General features: G+C 42.3%; 29 protein-coding genes. All 29 read right to left on the bottom strand.

The window, feature by feature from the left end; all coding sequences use genetic code 11:
* Positions 1-261 precede the first annotated feature (261 nt).
* A complete protein-coding gene (gene rplQ / locus EAL04_RS05190) occupies positions 262-612 on the bottom strand; it encodes a 50S ribosomal protein L17 (protein ID WP_001216119.1) in 351 nt (116 codons plus the stop codon).
* On the bottom strand, positions 612-1,646 hold the full coding sequence (locus tag EAL04_RS05185; protein ID WP_001940525.1) for a DNA-directed RNA polymerase subunit alpha: 1,035 nt from the start codon (positions 1,644-1,646) through the stop codon (positions 612-614). The genes rplQ and EAL04_RS05185 overlap by 1 nt, the downstream gene beginning before the upstream one ends.
* A gap of 11 nt (positions 1,647-1,657) precedes the next feature.
* Positions 1,658-2,284, bottom strand: coding sequence for a 30S ribosomal protein S4 (gene rpsD / locus EAL04_RS05180; protein ID WP_075711565.1), 627 nt, complete (start codon positions 2,282-2,284; stop codon positions 1,658-1,660).
* Positions 2,285-2,293: 9 nt separating this feature from the next.
* Positions 2,294-2,689, bottom strand: coding sequence for a 30S ribosomal protein S11 (gene rpsK, locus EAL04_RS05175; RefSeq protein WP_001129297.1), 396 nt, complete (start codon positions 2,687-2,689; stop codon positions 2,294-2,296).
* Positions 2,690-2,711: 22 nt separating this feature from the next.
* Positions 2,712-3,074 (bottom strand): 30S ribosomal protein S13, encoded by a 363-nt coding sequence (gene rpsM, locus EAL04_RS05170; RefSeq protein WP_000090809.1) that lies wholly within the window; start codon positions 3,072-3,074, stop codon positions 2,712-2,714.
* A gap of 3 nt (positions 3,075-3,077) precedes the next feature.
* On the bottom strand, positions 3,078-3,191 hold the full coding sequence (rpmJ, locus tag EAL04_RS05165; protein ID WP_000868339.1) for a 50S ribosomal protein L36: 114 nt from the start codon (positions 3,189-3,191) through the stop codon (positions 3,078-3,080).
* Positions 3,192-3,268: 77 nt separating this feature from the next.
* Entirely contained in the window at positions 3,269-3,487 is a 219-nt protein-coding gene (gene infA, locus EAL04_RS05160; protein WP_000090248.1) for a translation initiation factor IF-1, read from the bottom strand.
* Complete coding sequence (map, locus tag EAL04_RS05155; RefSeq protein ID WP_001018125.1) at positions 3,487-4,248, bottom strand: type I methionyl aminopeptidase; 762 nt, start codon at positions 4,246-4,248, stop codon at positions 3,487-3,489. The genes infA and map overlap by 1 nt, the downstream gene beginning before the upstream one ends.
* Complete coding sequence (secY, locus tag EAL04_RS05150; RefSeq protein ID WP_001030183.1) at positions 4,248-5,510, bottom strand: preprotein translocase subunit SecY; 1,263 nt, start codon at positions 5,508-5,510, stop codon at positions 4,248-4,250. Before secY ends, map begins: the two co-directional genes overlap by 1 nt.
* Before the next feature lie 37 nt (positions 5,511-5,547).
* Positions 5,548-5,949, bottom strand: coding sequence for a 50S ribosomal protein L15 (gene rplO, locus EAL04_RS05145; protein ID WP_000522167.1), 402 nt, complete (start codon positions 5,947-5,949; stop codon positions 5,548-5,550).
* A gap of 19 nt (positions 5,950-5,968) precedes the next feature.
* Positions 5,969-6,412 (bottom strand): 30S ribosomal protein S5, encoded by a 444-nt coding sequence (gene rpsE, locus EAL04_RS05140; protein WP_001860543.1) that lies wholly within the window; start codon positions 6,410-6,412, stop codon positions 5,969-5,971.
* 14 nt (positions 6,413-6,426) lie between these two features.
* Complete coding sequence (rplR, locus tag EAL04_RS05135; protein ID WP_000991865.1) at positions 6,427-6,783, bottom strand: 50S ribosomal protein L18; 357 nt, start codon at positions 6,781-6,783, stop codon at positions 6,427-6,429.
* A 13-nt stretch (positions 6,784-6,796) separates the two neighbouring features.
* Positions 6,797-7,333, bottom strand: a complete 537-nt coding sequence (rplF, locus tag EAL04_RS05130) for a 50S ribosomal protein L6 (RefSeq protein ID WP_120973753.1) — start codon at positions 7,331-7,333, stop codon at positions 6,797-6,799.
* Positions 7,334-7,343: 10 nt separating this feature from the next.
* On the bottom strand, positions 7,344-7,739 hold the full coding sequence (gene rpsH, locus EAL04_RS05125; protein ID WP_000245805.1) for a 30S ribosomal protein S8: 396 nt from the start codon (positions 7,737-7,739) through the stop codon (positions 7,344-7,346).
* A gap of 9 nt (positions 7,740-7,748) precedes the next feature.
* On the bottom strand, positions 7,749-7,934 hold the full coding sequence (locus EAL04_RS05120) for a type Z 30S ribosomal protein S14 (RefSeq protein WP_001085694.1): 186 nt from the start codon (positions 7,932-7,934) through the stop codon (positions 7,749-7,751).
* A gap of 9 nt (positions 7,935-7,943) precedes the next feature.
* Complete coding sequence (gene rplE, locus EAL04_RS05115; protein WP_108321560.1) at positions 7,944-8,489, bottom strand: 50S ribosomal protein L5; 546 nt, start codon at positions 8,487-8,489, stop codon at positions 7,944-7,946.
* 12 nt (positions 8,490-8,501) lie between these two features.
* Positions 8,502-8,723, bottom strand: coding sequence for a 50S ribosomal protein L24 (gene rplX, locus EAL04_RS05110; RefSeq protein WP_000834238.1), 222 nt, complete (start codon positions 8,721-8,723; stop codon positions 8,502-8,504).
* On the bottom strand, positions 8,723-9,091 hold the full coding sequence (gene rplN, locus EAL04_RS05105) for a 50S ribosomal protein L14 (protein WP_000616110.1): 369 nt from the start codon (positions 9,089-9,091) through the stop codon (positions 8,723-8,725). Before rplN ends, rplX begins: the two co-directional genes overlap by 1 nt.
* Before the next feature lie 2 nt (positions 9,092-9,093).
* Positions 9,094-9,354, bottom strand: coding sequence for a 30S ribosomal protein S17 (gene rpsQ, locus EAL04_RS05100; protein WP_001092746.1), 261 nt, complete (start codon positions 9,352-9,354; stop codon positions 9,094-9,096).
* Positions 9,355-9,367: 13 nt separating this feature from the next.
* Entirely contained in the window at positions 9,368-9,568 is a 201-nt protein-coding gene (rpmC, locus tag EAL04_RS05095; RefSeq protein WP_120973750.1) for a 50S ribosomal protein L29, read from the bottom strand.
* Positions 9,555-9,980: a 50S ribosomal protein L16 gene (gene rplP / locus EAL04_RS05090; protein ID WP_000928961.1), complete on the bottom strand. Its 426-nt coding sequence runs from the start codon at positions 9,978-9,980 to the stop codon at positions 9,555-9,557. Before rplP ends, rpmC begins: the two co-directional genes overlap by 14 nt.
* Before the next feature lie 2 nt (positions 9,981-9,982).
* The gene (gene rpsC, locus EAL04_RS05085) at positions 9,983-10,687 is read right to left on the bottom strand and encodes a 30S ribosomal protein S3 (RefSeq protein ID WP_000529972.1); all 705 of its coding nucleotides are present in this window, start codon (positions 10,685-10,687) and stop codon (positions 9,983-9,985) included.
* A gap of 3 nt (positions 10,688-10,690) precedes the next feature.
* A complete protein-coding gene (rplV, locus tag EAL04_RS05080; RefSeq protein ID WP_000030349.1) occupies positions 10,691-11,059 on the bottom strand; it encodes a 50S ribosomal protein L22 in 369 nt (122 codons plus the stop codon).
* 9 nt (positions 11,060-11,068) lie between these two features.
* Entirely contained in the window at positions 11,069-11,350 is a 282-nt protein-coding gene (rpsS, locus tag EAL04_RS05075; RefSeq protein ID WP_000091385.1) for a 30S ribosomal protein S19, read from the bottom strand.
* A 10-nt stretch (positions 11,351-11,360) separates the two neighbouring features.
* On the bottom strand, positions 11,361-12,191 hold the full coding sequence (rplB, locus tag EAL04_RS05070; protein WP_078246236.1) for a 50S ribosomal protein L2: 831 nt from the start codon (positions 12,189-12,191) through the stop codon (positions 11,361-11,363).
* A 15-nt stretch (positions 12,192-12,206) separates the two neighbouring features.
* Positions 12,207-12,488 (bottom strand): 50S ribosomal protein L23, encoded by a 282-nt coding sequence (locus tag EAL04_RS05065; protein WP_000763613.1) that lies wholly within the window; start codon positions 12,486-12,488, stop codon positions 12,207-12,209.
* A gap of 3 nt (positions 12,489-12,491) precedes the next feature.
* The gene (gene rplD, locus EAL04_RS05060) at positions 12,492-13,139 is read right to left on the bottom strand and encodes a 50S ribosomal protein L4 (RefSeq protein WP_120827441.1); all 648 of its coding nucleotides are present in this window, start codon (positions 13,137-13,139) and stop codon (positions 12,492-12,494) included.
* A gap of 34 nt (positions 13,140-13,173) precedes the next feature.
* Complete coding sequence (gene rplC / locus EAL04_RS05055) at positions 13,174-13,749, bottom strand: 50S ribosomal protein L3 (protein ID WP_000395313.1); 576 nt, start codon at positions 13,747-13,749, stop codon at positions 13,174-13,176.
* A 36-nt stretch (positions 13,750-13,785) separates the two neighbouring features.
* Positions 13,786-14,100: a 30S ribosomal protein S10 gene (gene rpsJ / locus EAL04_RS05050; protein ID WP_000411561.1), complete on the bottom strand. Its 315-nt coding sequence runs from the start codon at positions 14,098-14,100 to the stop codon at positions 13,786-13,788.
* Positions 14,101-14,152 lie beyond the last annotated feature (52 nt).

Raw genomic sequence — 14,152 nt, 5'->3', positions numbered from 1 at the left:
GATAAAAGCCAGTGCGAGTTTTGAGTTTATTTTGATTTTTTAAAATTGGGTTTTTAGTTACTTTATTTTGCAGTTTGGAGATTATCACTTAACTAACGCCAAGCTCTTTTACATTTTGATCACAGAAAATGCTTTTTAGATTTTTTAAATTTCATGATCAATAAAACAAAGCCAAAGCTTTTGAGTGCTTCTTTTAAAAGGATAAAATCAAAGCGATAACCACCAACCAAGACTAAATCTTGGCTAGCAGTTCATCAAATTTCATACAAATTCAATGGTGGCTAGAGTGGAAGCGTCCCCTCTTCTAAAAGTGGTGCGTTGGATCCTGGTGTATCCGCCATTCCTTTGCGCGTATTTGGGCGCGATTTCAGTTACAAGCTTGTGGGTGGCTTCTTTGTTTTGCAAATACGCAAAAACATGGCGGTGCGCGTTAAAATCGCCCACACGAGCCGCTGTCGTTAATTTCTCAATGTAACTGCGCAACTCCTTAGCTTTATAAATCCCTGTTTCAATTTTGTTATGCTCAATCAAAGCGATCGCTAAATTCTTTAATAACGCCTTTCTGTGCGAGCTGGTTCTCCCAAGCTTGCGGTACCCGTGTTTGTGTCTCATCAGTCGTTACCTCCTTTATCTTCTAATTTTTCTAATCTTTTCTTTAAACTCTCTCTTTGTTCATGGCTCAATTCTGTTCCTACCGGATAGCCCAAATCATTCAATTTTTCAGCGATTTCATCATAGGATTTTTTACCCATGTTTTTCACGCCCTTAAGCTCTTCTTCGCTCATCAAAACCAATTCGCCCACATACTTGATGCCGATTTTATCCAAGCAATTAAAACACCTAGCACTCAAATTCATGCTTTCAATCTTAGCGCTCAAGTCTTTAGCGTCATCTCTTTGAGCGTAATCGCCTGAATACTCCGTGTTAGCAATAGGTCTTTCGCCAAAAACACCCAGTTGCTTGCTCATCACTTTCACCGCTGATAAAAACGCTTTATAAGGGTCAATCTGCCCGTCTGTTTCAATATCAAAAATGATTTTTTCATAGTTGGGATCGCCCTCAACCAAAACATTTTCAATCTCATAAACGACATTTTTAATCGGCGTGAAAGAGCCGTCTAGTGGCATGTAGCCCTCAGGCATCAATTCCCTTGTGTTTTCGCTTGGGACATACCCCATTCCTTTATAGATAATGAGCGAAAAATTCAATTGAGCGTCTTCGTTGATTGTGGCTAGGGGCATTTCCGGATTGACGATTTCTATATGCTCAGAATTCAAATCCCTAGCCCTAAGCTCCATAGGCCCTTTAAAAGAATAATCCACCACAACCGATTGGTTTTCTAAAGAGCTATCCTGCCCCACTAACGCCTTAGCTATAAAGCGGATATTCTTTAAATTCATGATAAAAAGCGACACATCTTCAGTAACCCCCCTTAAAGAGTCAAACTCATGATGGACGCCTTCAATCTTTAAACCCACAGGAGCATACCCCACAGAGCTTAAAAGCAAAAGCCTTCTAATAGGATGAGCGAGCGTAACAGCGTAACCAAACTCAAATGGAGCCAGAGAAATCTTAACCCGATTGCCCTCTTTCTCTAACACCTTAATTTCTGATGGGATCAAAGGTGCTGTTTTGATAACTTTCATGCTCTAACCCCTTACTTAGAATACAATTCTACAATGAGTCTTTCTTCAATAGGGACAACCACTTCTTCTCTTTCAGGGTAGCGGGTGAAGATGCCGTATTTTTTATCTTTTTCCACATCAATCCATGGCACAATCCCTGTTTGAGCTGTCAATTCCATCGCACGCACCACTTGAGGGTTGCTCTTGGTTTTTTCTTTGATCTCAATTTTTTGCCCTGAACGCACGAAATAAGAGGGAATGTCCAAACGCTTACCATCCACAAGCACATGCCCATGCGTTACCAATTGCCTAGCAGAGCTTCTAGTGGTCGCAAACCCCATGCGATAGACAACATTATCCAATCTTCTTTCAATCAAACGGATAAGGTTTTCACCCGTATTGCCGTCCAAGCGATTGGCTTCCACAAAAATACTCCTGAATTGCTTTTCAGAAATGCCATACATCATTTTAGCTTTTTGCTTTTCTTTCAATTGCAACCCGTAATCAGAAGTCTTAGCGCGCCTTTGCCCATGCTGGCCTGGTCCATAAGCCCTTTTATCTAGCGCGCTCTTCCCGCTCAATCGCCTTTCACCTTTTAAAGCTAAAGAAACCCCAAAACGCCTTTCTAGTCTTTCTACTGCGTCTCTATATCTTGCCATAAAGTCTCCTTACACTCTTCTTCTTTTAGGGGGTCTGCAACCATTATGAGGGAGCGGGGTGATGTCTTTAATCCAAAGCACTTTAACGCCCTCTGTCGCGCCCACGCTCTTAATAGCGGTCTCACGCCCACTACCTGGCCCTTGAACCTTAATGCCCACTTCTTTAACGCCATGCTCTTTAGCCTTGCTTAGAGCGCTTTCTACAGCTTGCTGGGCCGCATAAGGGGTGGATTTTTTAGAGCCTTTAAACCCTAAACCGCCTGCCGTGCTCCAGCAAATCACATTACCCATTTCATCAGTGATAGTGATGTTGGTGTTGTTAAAGGTCGCTGAAATATAAACAACCCCTCTAGCAATGTTCTTTTTGACTACTTTCTTTTTAGCCACTACATTTCTCTTAGCCATTAAATCATCATCTCCTTATCCGCTACTTGCTACCCACGGTTTTTTTCTTACCCTTACGAGTCCTAGCGTTATTTTTAGTGGTTTGGCCTCTCACAGGAAGACCCTTACGGTGCCTGATCCCACGATAATTCCCTAAGTCCATTAAAGATTTAATATCCATTTGAACTTTTTTACGCAAATCGCCCTCTACTAAGTAGCTTTGCTGGATTTTTTTAGCGATACTAGACACTTCATCTTCGCTCAATTCATGCACGCGTTTGTCAAAAGAAATGCCTACTGCTTCTAAAATCTCTCTGGAACTCTTAAGCCCAATCCCATAAATATAGGTAAGGGCATACTCTACTCTCTTCTTTTTTGGTAAATCCACACCAGCAATCCTTGCCATGCTTTATCCTTGTCTTTGTTTGTGTTTGGGGGTAGCGCAGATCACTCTAATAACGCCCCTTCTTTTAATAATTTTGCACTTATCGCACATCTTTTTCACTGATGGCCTGACTTTCATGATTTTTCTCCTTTGAAAAAATTAGGCACTACTAAAAACTTTTATACTAACATATTTTCATTGAAATAACCCTTAAATTATTTATATCTAAAAGTTATCCGACCTTTGTCTAAGCTATAAGGTGTAAGCTCTAGCTTGACCCTATCGCCTAAAGCAATCCTAATATAGTGCATGCGCATCTTTCCAGAAATACGGCACAACACCACATGCTTATTGTCTAACTCCACCTTAAAAGTGGCGTTAGGCAACGCCTCAATCACTTTCCCATCCACTTCTATAACATCATCTCTTGCCATTAACGCTCCGTAAGAATCACTGCTTTATTGCCAACTATGGCGATAGTATGCTCATGGTGGCTTGTGTTAAGCCCATCCACTGAAACCACGCTCCACTTATCCGCTAGTATTTTAGGCTCGCCCTGTTTTTGACACACCATAGGCTCTAAGCAAAATACCATGCCCTCTTTGATTTTAGGGCCGCTATTAGCTTTGACGCCTTTTTCTAGGTAGTTGGGGATTTCTGGCTCTTCATGGGGTTTTTTACCAATGCCATGCCCGCAAAATCCTTTCAAAGGGACAAAGCCCCTTTCTACAATAGCACCCTCTAAAATCTGGCTCAACTCTTTAAAATGCATGCCCACTCTAATTGAGTTAATGGCATGCATCAAGCTCTCTTTAGAGCAAGCGAGCAATTTTTCATCTTGCGGGCTTATCGCGCCTATGGGAAGCGTGAGGGCTGAATCGCCATAATAGCCATCCACCTCCACCCCCAAATCCAAGCCTATAATATCCCCTTCTTGTAAAACATAATCCGTAGGAATGCCATGAATAACCACCTCATTTAAGGACATGCACACAGAGTTAGGGAAACCATACAGCCCCTTAAAAGCAGGCCTAGCATGCGAGGATTTGATAAAATCTTCAGCCATTTTATCCAACTCTAAAAGTGAAACCCCAGGCCTTACTTCTCGCTCTAAAAGGGCTAACGCTTGAGCGGTTAACTCCCCAGCTTTTCTTAGAGCTTTGATTTCTTTTGGGCTTTTAATAGAGATTGCCATTAAAAGCCTACCGCGCTTAAAGTTTTATACTTGCTCATATAAATTTGCGCTTCAATCTTTTTCATGGTGTCAATAGCGACTTGAACCACAATCAGCACCGCTGTGCCTCCAAAGTAAAAAGGCACGCCCATAGCCTTAACCAAAATCCAAGGCACGGTAGAAATGAGCGCTAAATACAATGAACCCCACAAAGTGAGCTTACTCGCTACAGAATTTAAAAACGATGAAGTCCCCTCTCCAGGCCTAAGCCCCGGAATATACCCGCCATTACGCCTCAAATTATCCGCAATATCCTTAGAATTGAACACGATAGAAGAATAAAAGTAAGCGAAAAAAATGATGAGCAAGAACATCAAAATATTATACGCATACCCTTGCGGGCTTAAAAAATCCGCAATCGCTTGCAAGGTTTTGTTGCTTGTGGCTTGTTGTAAAATCGTAGAAGGGAACACGAGCAAAGCTGAAGCGAAAATAGGGGGGATCACCCCGCTTAAATTCAATTTAATGGGAATGTAATTCATGATGCGCTTGTTTTGGTTTTGCATCACCACTTTACGCGCATAAGAAATAGGGATCCTGCGTTCAGCCAATTCCACATAGATAATCGCAAAAATAGTCGCTAAAACAATCAACACAATACCAATGAGCATTAAGATATTGATCACGCCTGTATTGACCAAATTGAATGTGCCTGAAATGGCTGATGGGATCCCTGAAACAATCCCGGCAAAAATAATAAGGCTGATCCCATTCCCCACGCCCCTTTGCGTGATTTGCTCCCCTATCCACATGAGCAGCATCGTCCCTGTAAGCATAGAAAACGCTGAAACGATCATAAAGACTTGCATATCAATCATGATCGCTCCATTCGCACCACCGCTAATACTCCTTAATCCCACTGAAACGCTCACCGCTTGGATTAGGGTGATTAAAATGGTCAAATAGCGCACGATTTGCATGTATTTTTGCATGCCGTCTCGCTCTTTTTTCATTTTAGCCAGGTTGGGGAAAGTCGCACTCAAAAGCTCCATGATAATGGAAGAAGTGATATAGGGCATGATACCCAAAGAGATGATGCTCAAGCGAGAAACCGCATTCCCGCTAAACATGTTAAACAACCCCAAAGCGTTGTTGGAATTGCTGTCAAAAAAAGCCTTGATCGCTGCTAAATCTACGCCGGGAATGGGGATATAAGCTAAGACTCTGTAGAGAAATAAAAAACCCAAAGTGATGAGTATCTTACTAGCAATAGCTTTATTCATATTAACTTATTCCTCTTAAATCAAGCTGATAGGGGCATTACTTCTGCCCGCTTGTTTTGATTCTCTCATCTTTAATTTTAGAAGCCAAGTTTTTAGCGTCTTTACCGATCAATTTCACGCCTTCAATATAAAGGGGGAAATGGTGTAAAGCGCGCAAGCTTGAAAAAGTAATCTCTTCTAAATTTTTAATCGCTTCATTCTTTTCCACATTGATAGAATAGATATGAGAGTCTTTAGTCCTAAAACCTATTTTAGGCAAACGGCGTTGTAAGGGTTGTTGCCCTCCTTCAAAGCCTCTTTTAGCCTTATAGCCTGTCCTTGCGGTTTGACCTTTACCGCCCCTTGTGGCCGTTTTTCCCATGCCGCTTCCTTGACCACGGCCCACTCGTTTGATTTTTTTAACGCTACCTTTAGCCGGTTTTAAATTTTCTAATCCCATTATCATATCTCCTTTTTAACTACGCCTTGATTTTCGCTAGAGCGTCAAAAGTCGCACGCACCACATTATAGGGGTTGTTGGAGCCTAAAGATTTGGTTAGAATATCCTTAATGCCTGCTAATTCCACGATAGGGCGCGTTGAACCCCCAGCAATCACTCCCGTTCCCTCACTTGCCGGTTTGAGTAAAATACGGCTTGCGTTGTATTTATGCTCAATATCATGAGCGATAGTCGTGCCTTTAATCGTTACATGAATTAGGTTTTTAAACGCATCATCTACCGCTTTTTTAATCGCATCAGGGACTTCTTTAGCCTTGCCTAAACCAAAGCCTACAAGCCCATTTTTATTGCCCACAACCACTAAAGCGTTAAAACGAAAACGCCTACCGCCCTTAACCACTTTGGTTACACGGCCAATATTCACGACGACTTCTTGAAACTCTTCTCTGTTAATCTCTTCCATACCTTTCCTTTCTGTCATAGAGCGATCCCATTCTCTCTCAAACTTTCAGCAAACGCTGCCACCACGCCATGATAGAGGTAACCATTCCTATCATAAACCGCTCGCTCAATCCCTGCTTTTTTCAATTCTTCAGCAAAGAGAGCACCTAATTTTTTAGCGTCTTCTTGCGTGTTTTTAAAGCCCATTTTCCTGCCGTCAATATGCGTTATAGTGCTTTGCTTAACATCATCAATCGCTTGTGCATAGAAATAGCGATTCGAACGAAAAACGCTCACCCTAGGCCTTAATTTATCGCCCAAGAGTTTGCTTTTAATCCTTAATTTTCGGCGATCCCTTAAGGCTTTCTTTTTATACAATGCTTTTGCGTTCATCACTTCACCTTATTTATTTTTTAGCTGTCTTACCAGCTTTTCTAATAATGACTTCATTGCTGTATTTCACGCCCTTGCCCTTGTATGGCTCTGGGGGTCTGAAGCTCCTGATTTCAGCGGCGACTTGCCCTACTTTTTGCTTATCGCTCCCTTTGATAGTGATCGTGTTTTTTTCCACCACCATTTCAATCCCTGCTGGAATGGGGTATTTCACCGGGTGGCTAAAACCCAAACTCAAATCCAAAGTTTTATTGCCCAAAGCCACCTTATAGCCCACGCCATTGACTTCTAAAGTCTTACTGAAACCGGTGCTTAATCCTATTACAATGTTATTCGCTAAAGCCCCATAAGTCCCCCAATAAGCCCTAGACTGCGCGTCTTCGCCCATAGGCTGGAAACTCAATTGGTTGTTTTCAAGCGTGATTTTCACTCGGTTGTGAGTTTCTAACTCATGCTTTTCTTTGCTGTTTTTAAAAAGAAGCTTGCTCCCTTCAACGCTCGCTTGCACAGAGCTTGGAATTTCAATGATTCTTTTCCCGATTCTTGACATTTCTAATCCTTTACCAAATGCTGCAAAGCACTTCGCCACCGACATTTTGTCTGTAAGCTTCTTCGTTGGTGATCACCCCTTTAGAAGTGCTTACCACAATCACGCCATAGCCATTTTTAAAGCGCTTCAACTCGTTTTTTTGCTTATACACACGACGACCAGGCTTGCTTAAGCGCTTCACTTCGCTGATTTTTGAATGCCCTTTTTCATCATAAGCCAATTGCACATAAACCGATTGTTTCTTGTCTTTATCTTTGACATTGAAATCTTTAATGAAACCTTTTTCTTTAAAAATCTCTAAGATAGAAACCACGATCTTTGCGTAATAAAGCTGTGTGAATTCTAATCGGCGCATGGAAGCGTTTCTCAAACGAGTTAATGAATCTGCAATTATATCATTTACCATATCTTATCCTTACCAACTGGCTTTTCTCAAGCCTGGGATGAGTCCCTCACTGCCCATTTTCCTAAGGCACACCCTACAAAGTCCAAAATCCCTATAAACCGAATGAGGTCTCCCACAAATGCGGCATCTGGTATAAGCCCTTACTTGGAATTTTGGTTTCCTTTGAGCCTTTGCTATCATTGATTTTTTAGCCATATTAACCCCTTATCTCACTTTTGCAAAAGGCAATCCAAGCAATTCTAACAACTTGAACGCTTCTTTATCGTTGTTTGTAGAAGTTACCATAGTGATGTTCATGCCATGACTGACCATAATATCATCATAAACCACTTCCGGGAAAATCAACTGCTCATTGATCCCAAAGGTGTAATTCCCACGCCCATCAAAACCATTCCGTGAGATCCCTCTAAAGTCTTTCACTCTGGGTAAAGAAATCACAATCAGCTTTTCTAAGAAATTATACATGCGTTTATTCCTTAAAGTAACTTTCGCCCCTACCGCCATGCCTTCTCTGATCTTAAAGCCTGCAACGGATTTTTTCGCTTTAGTGATAACCGCTTTTTGCCCTGCAATCAAAGAAATCGTTTGCGCGATATTTTGCATGATTTTCATGTCTTTTGCATGAGCCCCAGCGCCCACGCTGATAACGATTTTTTCTAGCTTGGGCAAAAGCATGGGGTTTTTGATGTCTAATTCTTGAGCGAGTTTTGTCCTCACTTCATTTTGATAAAATTGTTTCAAACCAAACATGTATCCAACTCCTTAGGCTTTCTTCACATTGGAAATGTGCATGGGCTTTTCTTTATGGATAAAGCCCCCTTTAGGGTTATCATCAGTAGGTTTAATCGCTTTTTTCACCACCTTACACCCTTCAACAACCACTTGAGAAGTCTTAGGCAACACCGCTAAAACCTTAGCGACCTTGCCCTTATCGTCTCCTGCAATGACTTTCACCATGTCATTTTTTTTGATTTCGCTTTTCATCATACAACCTCCGGCGCTAGAGAAATGATTTTCATGAAATTAGCGTAACGCACTTCTCGGCTCACTGGCCCAAAAATCCTTGTGCCAACCGGATCTTTTTTAGCGTCCAAAATCACCGCTGCATTGTCATCAAAACGCACCAAAGAACCATTTTTCCTTTGGATTTCTTTTTTCGTTCTCACCACAACGGCTTTGACCACTTGACCGCGTTTCACCTTGCCATTAGGGATAGCTTTTTTCACGGAAGCCACGATCACGCTACCCACGCTCGCATAGCGTTTATGGCTACCCCCTAACACCTTAATGCACATGATTTCTTTCGCACCGCTATTGTCAGCGACATTCAATCTTGTAAAACTCTGTATCATGCTTATACTCCCACTACTAAAATTTCTTTAAGCGTGAAGGACTTGGTTTTAGAAAGCGGTCTGCACTCAATCGCACTCACAAAATCCCCTACTTTCACCTGATTGTTTTCATCATGGATAGTGTATTTTTTAAACTTTTTAACAATCTTGCGGTATTTTTCATGCACCACTTTTCTTTCTACAAGAATCACAGCGCTTTTTTCAGCAAACTTGCTGATAACCTTGCCTTGCACCAGCCTTTTATGTGGCTCTTTTGTATTCATTGCTTACCCTTTTTTACTCAACGCTAGAATAATAATGTGCATTAATGGCCGTGTTAATGCGAGCGATATTTCTTCTGGCTTTCTTAATCTCGTTAGGATTACTCAATTGCATGGTCTTTAACTTAACGCGCAACTCAAAAAGCTCCGCCTTTTTAGCATGCAACAACTCTTCTAATTCCTTGATACTTTTATCTTTCAATTCAGTATATTTCATTTTCGCTCTCACAAGTTACAATTTTGGTTTTAAAAGGAAGTTTGCTCTGAGCTAACGCTAAAGCTTCTCTCGCTAGTCCTTCTTCAATGCCTAGCATTTCATAAACGATCCTGCCCGGCTTGATATTCATCACCCATTTTTCCACAGAGCCTTTACCTTTACCCATCCTGGTTTCTAAAGGTTTGGCGGTCAAAGGCTTATCAGGGAATACTCTAATCCACACCTTACCCGCTCTTTTAATGTGCCTTGTCATGGCCACCCTTGCGGATTCAATCTGGCGTGAATCAATCCTCCCATGCTCTATGGCTTTAATCGCAATATCCCCAAACGCAATAGAGTTACCACGATGGGCTTTCCCACGATTGCGCCCTTTCATTTGCTTTCTGTATTTTGTTCTTTTTGGCATTAACATGATTATTGCCTCCCTCTTCTGCTTCTTCTAGGCTCTCTTTCTTCTTTAGCCTCTTCTTTTTTCTCAAATTGGATGCCTTTTTGCAAAACTTCCCCTTTGAAAATCCACACTTTCACGCCAATAATACCATATACCGTCATCGCTTCAGCAAAGCCGTAATCAATCTTAGCCCTTAAAGTGTGTAAAGGCACGCGCCCTTCCATATACCATTCGGTGCGAGCGATTTCAGCCCCTGCTAAACGGCCAGAAACGCGCACCTTGATCCCTTTAGCGCCGGATTTTAACGCCGCTTGCATGACTTTTTTCATCGCACGGCGGAAAGCGACCCTTTTTTCTAGCTGGGTGGCTACATTTTCTGCGGCTAATTGGGCGTCAGCTTGGGGGCGTTTGACTTCTTTAATATTAATGGAGACTTCTTTTTTGATGAGCGTTTTTAAGCCTTCTTTGACTTTTTCAATATCCACGCCTTTTTTACCAATGATAAGCCCTGGGCGAGCCGCTACGACCGTAACGCGCAGTTTTTTAGCCGCTCTTTCAATCACAATCTCGCTCACGCCAGCGTAATAAAGCTCTTTTTTAAGGAATTTCCTAATTTTATTGTCTTCATCAATATTGCTTGGAGCGGTGCGAGCGCTAGGGAACCATCTGGAAGTCCAATTCCTATTAATACCTAATCTTAAACCTACCGGATTAACTTTTTGTCCCATGCCCTACTTACCTTCTGCTTGATTTTTTTTATGGCTTTTAGAAGATTTCATTTCTTTCCCTTCTGCTACTTCTACGAATACATGAGATGTTGGCTTTCTAATGGCTGTGGCCCTACCTTTAGCTCTTGGAATGGAGCGCCTAAGCACAGGGCCTGCGTCCACTCTGCAAGAAACAATCAGAGCGCTCTTGGCGTCTAAAGAGCCGTTAGCGACCGCAGAAGCCACCACTTTTGAAAGCACTCTAGCCGCTTTATTGGGCGTAAATTCCAAACTAGCGATCGCTAATTCAGCGTTCATGCCTTGGATCTGTCTTGCAATCAATCTGGCTTTAGTAGGAGATAACCGCACAAATTTTAATAACGCTTTACTCATTCTACCCCCTTACTTGCCAATCTTTTTTTGGACACTGCCTTTGTGCCCTTTAAAAGTTCTTGTAGGAGCGAATTCCCCTAACTTATAACCCACATGGTTTTCTGTGATATACACAGGGACAAAAACCCTTCCGTTATGCACATTATAAGTAAAACCAATCATTTCAGGCAAAATGGTGCTTCTTCTAGACCATGTTTTAATCGGGCGGTTATCCTTACCCTCTTTTGCCTTGAGCGTTTTTTTCATCAAGTGGTCGTCTATAAAAGGACCCTTTTTAATTGACCTAGACATTCTTTAACCTTTATTTATGTTTCTTTCTGGAAATGATGAGCTTGTCGCTAGCTTTTTTCTTTCTCGTTTTATAGCCCTTAGCTGGAGTGCCCCAAGGCGATACAGGATGACCGCTTGTCCCTGTTTTACCCTCACCCCCACCATGCGGGTGATCCACTGGGTTCATCGCACTCCCACGAGTTTGTGGGCGGATCCCTCTGTGGCGGTTACGCCCTGCCTTACCGATAGAGACATTGATAAAATCCTCGTTCCCTACCACGCCAACACTCGCCATGCATTCGCTTAAAATGTAGCGCATTTCAGAGCTTGGCATCCTAATAATGGTGTATTTATTTTCTCTACCCATGATTTGAGCGCTCATTCCTGCGCTTCTGGCTAATTGCCCGCCAGCCCCCGGATGCATTTCAATGTTATGCACCACTGTTCCTATAGGGATATTTTTTAACTTCATCGCAAAGCCCACTTTAATATCCAAACCGCCTTCAGCAGCGATAACGCTATCGCCCACTTTCAAACCGCTTGGCTGTAAAATATAGCGTTTGTCCCCATCAGGATAGACTACAAGAGCGATGCGCGCGTTTCTGTAAGGATCATACTCAATCGCAGCCACTTTCCCTTCAATGTTGTATTTGTTGCGTTTGAAATCAATAATGCGGTAGAGTTTTTTAGCCCCTCTCTCTTTGTGGCGGCTGGTGATGTGCCCGTTATTGTTTCTCCCTGCTGTTGCTTTAAGCTTAGTGAGTAAGCCTTTAACACTGCTTTTTGCGGTAATGTCTTTAGAGTCCAACACCGACATGAAGCGTCTGCTTGGGGTGTAGGGCTTATAAGTTTTAATCGCCATAACGCTTTCTCCTTTCTACGCGCCAAGGGCGGCAATGCTAGCGCCCTCTGGAACTTTCACATAAAATTTCTTAAACGACTTTCTTTGTCCAAGCTTCCCTCTAAAGCGTTTCACCTTACCTTCTTGTTTCAAAGAATTGATTTTCAAAGGCTCAAAGCCAAAGTAAGTTTTAAACACTTCTTTGAGCTGGTTTTTGGTTACATTTTGAGCCGTTTGGACCACTAAAACGCCTTTTTCTTGCAATCCTAATGACTTTTCAGTGTAAAGAATTGACTTTATATCCATGATGTCTGCCATTTTTTACTCCTCTGTCTTATCTTGCACCACATGCTGAAACGCCGCTTCTTCCATCACGACAGAGCTAAACGCCGCTAAAAGATAAGCGTTTAACTCATTCACATCAACAATAAGGCATTTTTTAAGGTTACTAAAGGCTAACTCGGTGTATTCGTCCATGTTCATGCACACAAACAAAGTGTCTCGTTGCTCCAAAGCCTGGAACATTTGGTTGGCTTCTTTAGTCAAATGCTTTCTTTTATTGTCTTCAACCACACCTTTTATAGCGATTTTTTCCACCACAAAAAGCTTGTTCGCTTGCGCTTTTTCTTCTAAAGCGTATTCTAAAGCCAAGCGTTTTTGTTTTTTATTGATTTTAAGGTTGTAGTTGCGCTTATTCGTAGCCCCATGAGAGACACCCCCACCCACAAACACAGGCGAAGTGATGCTCCCTGCTCTAGCTCTCCCGCCCCCTTTTTGCGCCCAAGGCTTCCTGCCGCCCCCGCTCACTTCAGCGCGGTTTTTACTTTTAGCGGTATTAGCGCGCACAGAAGATAAATAATGTTTCACATAAAGATAGAGATTATGGCTGTTGATACCCTCATATCTTTTAGGTAACTCCACGCTACCCTTTTCTTTCAAATGGCTGTCTAAAACGATGGCCTTACTCATATCAAACCCTTTATATTATATTCAATGTATGGTTTTATACCGCTCTAATGCGTCCATAAGCCCCAGAAAAGCCGGCCACTGAACCCTTTAGCACTAACACCATACTTTCTTTATCAAAAGAGAGCACCTCGTTTTGGCAAGTAACTAGCTCATTGCCATAATGCCCTGCCATTTTCCTACCCTTTTGCACTCTTCCTGGCCATTCTCTGTTACCAATAGAGCCAGGACGGCGATGGAAACGGCTCCCATGAGCTGCAGGCCCGCCTTGGAAATTCCAACGCTTCATCACCCCCGCAAAGCCTCTCCCCTTCGTTTTAAAGCTCGCTTTAACCCTTTTAAGCGTTTCTAAAGCGCTCAAATCCAAATCGCCCAACTCTTTTTGTTGGGAAGCTTTTAAGGTAGCGAAATGGTTAAACTCTTTACTGAGCTGGTATTTCTTTTGCTGGCCTTCAATCGCCTTATTGTGTTTTTTATGCATCGCATAGGCCACCAAAGCTTTCCCGTTTTCTAGCTGGCACACCTTCGCTTGCAAGACTTTAAGCAAGGTTACAGGCGTGCTGTTAGCGTCAATCGTGCGACTCATGCCTATCTTTTGAACTAAAAATTCCATATCTAACCCTTATTTTATTATCTCAATGCGTTAGGACTACTTCGTTTCCATAGAAGTTACTTCTACATCCACTTCAGGAGCTAAGTCCAACTTCATCAAGCTATCCACGGTTTCTGGGGTAGCCGAGATAATATCAATCAATCGGCTATAAACCCTAATCTCAAACTGCTCTCTTGAATCCTTATTGACATGCGGGGAGCGTAAAACGGTGTAACGCTTATTCTTAGTCGGTAAAGGGATAGGCCCTCTAATTTCAGAACCTGAGCGCTTTACGGCTTCCACGATAGCCACAACAGAGCGATCCAACACTCTATGGTCATAAGCTTTGAGCTTCAACCTGATTTTTTCCATAAACTCTCCTAAAAGAACTCGTTTCATTCGTTACTCAAAACAGAATAAAACA

Origin of the sequence: Helicobacter pylori (genome assembly GCF_003638305.1) — a bacterium.
In the GTDB taxonomy this organism is placed as follows: domain Bacteria; phylum Campylobacterota; class Campylobacteria; order Campylobacterales; family Helicobacteraceae; genus Helicobacter; species Helicobacter pylori_DJ.
The sequence above is the reverse complement of the archived record's forward strand: the minus strand, read 5'-3'. Positions and strand labels throughout refer to the sequence as shown.